Raw genomic sequence first — 4,167 nt, 5'->3', positions numbered from 1 at the left:
ACGAGGGGAAGTGAAACATCTCAGTACCCTCAGGAAGAGAAAACAACCGTGATTCCGGGAGTAGTGGCGAGCGAAACCGGATGAGGCCACCCGGACCCCCGCGTCCGCGGTCGCCGCCGCGAGCCGGTCGAGGTCCGCCAGGCCCGGCGACGGCGCCAGCGGTGCCCGCTCCGGGGCGGCGGTGTCCCGGTCGGCCCGGCGGAGGGCCACCAGGGTGCGCCGGAGGCCGGACAGGGTCTCTCTGCTGGTGGTCTCGATGGCGCGCAGCGCCTCCGCCGCCTCGGCGGGCTGGGTGTGGATGACCCGGCTGCCCACCCCGGCCTGGATGGCGATGATGCCGACGCTGTGCGCGATCATGTCGTGCAACTCCCGGGCGATCCGCAGCCGTTCGGCGGTCACCGCCTCGGCCACCTCCTGCGCGCGCAGCGCCACCGCGTGCTCGCGGCGCTCGCGGCCGAGCAGACCGACCATGCAGGAGGCGGCCATCGCCAGCAGCCCGATGACCTCGTTGACGATCAGGGCGTCCCCGTGCGCGAAGAGGGCGATCACCAGGCACTGCACGGTGAACGACACGGCCACGGCGACGGCCGGGACACGCCGCGCGCGGGTCGCGACGATCAAGCCGAGGACGAGGTCGACGGCCAGGTACGACAGGAACTGCCCCTGGAAGAACTCCCCCCGATTCACCTGGGAGGCGCCTGGCGGGACCACCACCACGGCGGTGGCGCCGAGCAGTGTCATCGCCAGAGCCACGACCGGCATCCGTCGCAGCACGCCGGTGAGCAGGCTCAGGGCCAGCAGCGAGCCCGCCGCGTGGACCGTGCCCGAGGCGCGCGGTGCGCCGCAAAGCAGCAGAAGCAGCACGAAGACGTACAGGACGCACCACGCCCAGGCCGAGACGTTCGCTCTCGTCACCGTCGTGCCCCTTCGGACGTGAGGTGGCGTCGACGCACGCGCGACGGCGGCGGCCCGGCCGATGTGGTGTCCATGCCGCGAGCGTAGCCAGCCGCCGCCCGCGCGGCATCGGCCCGCGGATGTACGCCCACGGGCTGAACCGTCGTGGTGGGCGGCCTGGACATATGGACGGCCCAGGGCCCGCGAGACGCAGGTCACATGCGGCCGTGTCACAGGGGGCCGGGCTGCCCCGTCTCAGGGGGCGGAGCCACCGACGACCGAAGGAGCACACCATGGACGCGCGACTGGACTACTTCGCCGACCCGAGCGCCGCCAAGGCCCTCACGTACGTCATGTCGGCGGGCCGGGCGGTCAAGGACTCGCCGCTGCCGGCCGCCACCCAGGAGCTGGTGGCGTTGCGGGTGAGCCAGATCAACGGCTGCGCCGTCTGCGTCGACATGCACACCAAGGAGGCCGCCGCCGCGGGCGAGACCGCGGTACGGCTGCATCTCGTCGCGGCCTGGCGGGAGGCCACGGTGTTCACCGAGGCCGAGCGGGCCGCGCTGGAGCTCGCGGAGGAGGGGACCCGGGTCGCGGACGCGGCCCTCGGGGTCAGTGCCGAGGTGTGGGCGCAGGCAGCCAAGCACTACGACCAGGAGCAGCTCACCGCCCTGGTGATCCTGGTGTCGTTCATGAACATGGTGAACCGGCTGAACGTCATCACCCAGCAGCCGGCCGGCGGTTACGAGGCGGGGCAGTTCCACTGAGCCGCGCCGACGGGGGATCGTCGGCGTGCACGGCCGGGTGAGACGGTTTCGGAGAGAGGGGATTCGGCGTGGGCAAGGCCGAGGAGTTCGAGGAGCTGCGGCCGCTGCTGTTCTCGATCGCCTATCGGATTCTGGGCAGTGTGGGCGAGGCCGAGGACGCGGTGCAGGAGACCTGGCTGCGCTTCGCCGGTTCCTCGACCCGGCCCACGTCGGTCAAGGCCTTTCTGGCGGCCGCGGTGACGCGGATCTCGATCGACGTGCTGCGCTCCGCGCGGGTGCGGCGTGAGGCCTATGTGGGCCCCTGGTTCCCGGAGCCGCTGCTGAACGATCCGTACGAGGATCCGGCTCGGTCGGTGGAGCTGGCCGACTCCGTGTCGATGGCGGCGCTGCTCCTGCTGGAGCGGCTGAGCCCGCTGGAGCGGGCGGTGTTCGTGCTGCGGGAGGTGTTCGCCTTCGGGTTCGACGAGGTCGCCGCCGCGGTGCGGCGTTCGGAGCCGGCCTGCCGGCAGCTCCTGGTTCGGGCGCGGCGGCACATGGCGGCCGGGCGGCCGCGGTTCCGGGCGGACCGTCAGGAGCGGCAGGAGCTGGCGACGCGGTTCTTCGACGCGCTGAAGGACGGCGATGTCGACGGACTGCGGGAACTCCTCGCCGCCGACGTGCAGTTGGTCGGAGACGGCGGCGGCAAGGCCCCGCAGCTGGCCAGGGCCGTCGCGGGGGCCCGGAACGTGGCCCGGGTGCTCGGCAACGTCTTCCCCCGGCTGCTCCGGATCGATGTGTCATGCGAGCCGCACGAGGTCAACGGCCAGCCGGGCGCGGTCTTCCGCGACCGGGACGGCAGGGTGCTCCAGACCCTGGCCCTCGACGTGCTCGACGGGCGGATCCAGACCGTTCGCGTGGTGCTCAATCCCGACAAGCTCGTCCACCTCGGCCCGGTCGCCGACGCCTGGGCCGTCACCCGGGAGGTGAAGAAGGCCCGCCGGCAGCCGGACTGACCCCGTGCGCGTCCGGGCCGGCCGGCCCGGGCGCGCGCCGCTCCACCGACGTCGCCCGCGGCCGCTGCGCCCCGCTACCCGCCGAAGCGGTCCCTCAGCTCCCGCTTCAGGATCTTGCCGCTCGCGTTGCGCGGCAAGGCGTCCACGAACAGGACCCGCTTGGGTGCCTTGAAGGCGGTGAGCTTGTCCCGTACGTGCGTGACGAGCTGATCCTCCGTCACCTCGCCGCGCGGGACGACCACGGCCGTGACCGCCTCGATCCAGCGCTCGTCCGGCAGCCCGATCACGGCCGCCTCCGCCACCGCCTCATGGGTGTAGAGCGCGTCCTCCACCTGGCGTGAGGCGACCAGCACACCACCGGAGTTGATGACGTCCTTCACCCGGTCGACGACGGTGAAGTACCCGTCCGTGTCCCGGACGGCGAGGTCGCCGGAGTGGAACCAGCCGTCGCGGAAGGCCGCCGCGGTCTCCTCGGGCTTGTCCCAGTAGCCCTCGCACAGCTGCGGTGAGCGGTAGACGATCTCCCCCGGCGTGCCGTCGGGCACGTCCTCGCCCTTGTCGTCCACGACCCGGGCGTCCACGAACAGCACGGTCCGCCCGCAGGAGTCGAGGCGGCCCTCGTGCTCCTCGGGGCCGAGCACGGTGGCCAGGGGGCCGATCTCGCTCTGCCCGAAGCAGTTGTAGAAGGCTAGCCGGGGCAGCCGTTCCCGCAGCCGCTCCAGGACCGGGACGGGCATGATGGACGCCCCGTAGTACGCCTTGCGCAGTCCGCCGAGGTCCCGGGTGGCGAAGTCGGGCCGGTTCGCCAGGCCGATCCACACCGTGGGCGGCGCGAACAGGCTGTCCACGCGGCCCGCCTCGATCAGGTCGAACAGGCGGTCACCGTCCGGCGCGTCCAGGATCACGTTGGTCGCGCCGACCGCTAGGTACGGCAGCAGGAACACGTGCATCTGCGCGGAGTGGTACAGCGGCAGCGCGTGCACCGGCCGGTCGCCGGCGCTGAGGTCGAGAGCGGTGATCGCGCTCAGGTACTCGTGCACCAGGGACCGGTGGGTCATCATCGCGCCCTTGGGCAGGGCGGTGGTGCCGGAGGTGTACAGCAGTTGCACCAGGTCCTCGGTGCGGGCCTCGGGACCGTCGTACGGCGGTGCGTCCGCGAGCCGGTCGAGGACCGAGTCCTCGCCGTCCCGCAGCGGCAGCACCCTTACGGAGTCCGGCAGTCGACCGGAGAGGGCCGGGTCGGCGAGCACCAGGGTGCTGCCCGACTGCCCCACGACGTAGGCCAGGTCGTCGCCGGTGAGGTTCTGGTTGACCGGCACATGGACCAGGCCCGCGCGGGCGCAGGCGACGAAGGCGATCAGATAGGCGTCGGAGTTGTGGCCGTACGCGCCGACCCGGTCGCCGGGCGAGAGGCCCTCCGCGAGCAGGAGCCCGGCCGCGCGGGAGAACCCCTCCTGGTCGAGGTGGCCCGCGAACTCGGCCTGGACGCCGAGGAGTTCGACACCGCGCTGATC

The 4,167-nt window shown here is 72.4% G+C and carries 4 protein-coding genes; 2 read left to right on the top strand and 2 right to left on the bottom strand.

The annotated features are described in order from the left end of the window. Positions 1-915 (bottom strand): sensor histidine kinase (locus ACWEN3_RS42660; protein ID WP_452982986.1); only part of this gene is annotated, 915 nt, incomplete at its 3' end. Between the two features lie 272 nt (positions 916-1,187). Here ACWEN3_RS42660 and ACWEN3_RS42655 point away from each other — a divergent pair. Together ACWEN3_RS42655 and ACWEN3_RS42650 are read left to right on the top strand one after the other, a co-directional pair. Next, positions 1,188-1,661 (top strand): carboxymuconolactone decarboxylase family protein, encoded by a 474-nt coding sequence (locus tag ACWEN3_RS42655; RefSeq protein ID WP_452982983.1) that lies wholly within the window; start codon positions 1,188-1,190, stop codon positions 1,659-1,661. A gap of 68 nt (positions 1,662-1,729) precedes the next feature. After that, on the top strand, positions 1,730-2,653 hold the full coding sequence (locus ACWEN3_RS42650) for an RNA polymerase sigma-70 factor (protein ID WP_452982981.1): 924 nt from the start codon (positions 1,730-1,732) through the stop codon (positions 2,651-2,653). Between the two features lie 74 nt (positions 2,654-2,727). Here the strand turns inward: ACWEN3_RS42650 and ACWEN3_RS42645 are convergent. Next, on the bottom strand, positions 2,728-4,167 hold a 1,440-nt coding region (locus ACWEN3_RS42645), incomplete at its 5' end, for a fatty acyl-CoA synthetase (RefSeq protein WP_452982978.1).

The organism is Streptomyces sp. NPDC004561 (assembly GCF_053602155.1).
This window is presented reverse-complemented; position numbering and strand designations above follow the sequence as displayed.

Bases quoted from the DNA above. Each gene is read 5' to 3' on its own strand.
- ACWEN3_RS42655 (WP_452982983.1), top strand. From the start codon at position 1,188: ATGGACGCGCGACTGGACTACTTCGCCGACCCGAGCGCCGCCAAGGCC.